Annotated in this window: 1 protein-coding gene and 1 pseudogene; both read left to right on the plus strand. The window is 43.0% G+C overall.

From position 1 onward, the window contains the following. A pseudogene (locus CVN76_RS05540) lies at positions 1-251 on the plus strand (ABC transporter ATP-binding protein); the annotation flags it as partial. Positions 252-277: 26 nt separating this feature from the next. Beyond that, the coding region (locus CVN76_RS05545) for an ABC transporter permease (protein ID WP_232732117.1) at positions 278-941 on the plus strand (664 nt) is incomplete at its 3' end.

Here is a 941-nt window from a genome sequence, read left to right on the forward strand (position 1 = left end):
AAGCTTTACTTGAAATATGGGAAAGGAACAAGACAACGATGGTGCTCGTCACCCACGATATTGATGAATCGCTTTTTTTATCGAATAAAGTGGTCGTCATGGATGCCAAGCCCGGAAGGATCAAGGCAATCGTTCCCATTGATTTACCATATCCAAGAACGAGGACAAGCAAGTCTTTTCAGGAATTGAGATCCCATATCCTAAACCTGCTGGACCATCAGCCTCAGGATAGGGAAGATTGGAGTATTTGATTGATTTTTGAAAAAAGAAGGAAAGGATGATGAAAATGTCTTCACAAACCATTGCTCAAAACAAGCAGCTTATCATGAGGGAAAGGAAAAAACAATCAAAAATCGCCAAATCTGCATTGCGTGGCTTTTTCCTGCCCTCAATAGTATTGATTGCCTGGCAGGCATTGGGTTCAGCCGGAATCATGCCGGCCCAATTATTCTCATCACCATCCTTGATCGTCACGGCTTTCATAGATCTCGTCCGATCAGGGGAAATGGCCGGCCATTTGCAAATCAGTTTAACTCGGGCGATTCTTGGCTTTGCATTAGGCGGTTTTTTAGGGATGTTGATCGGTGTCATCGTAGGCATGCAAAAAAAATCCGAGGAATATTTAAACCCAAGCATCCAAATGTTACGAACGGTTCCTTTACTAGCGATAACACCTTTATTCATCATGTGGTTCGGATTTGGTGAACTATCCAAGGTGCTGCTTATTGCATTAGGCGCTTTTTTCCCATTATATTTACAAACATTTTTGGGTTTGCGGAATGTGGATAAAAAGCTATATGATGTGGCAAGAATCCTGGAGTATAGCCCTTTGGAACAAATAACGAAGCTCATGATCCCGGCAGCCTTGCCCAATATATTGCTTGGGATTCGCTTAGCATTAAGTTCCGCATGGATGTGCTTGGTGGTCGCTGAATTGCTGG

Source organism: Bacillus sp. mrc49 (assembly GCF_002803435.1).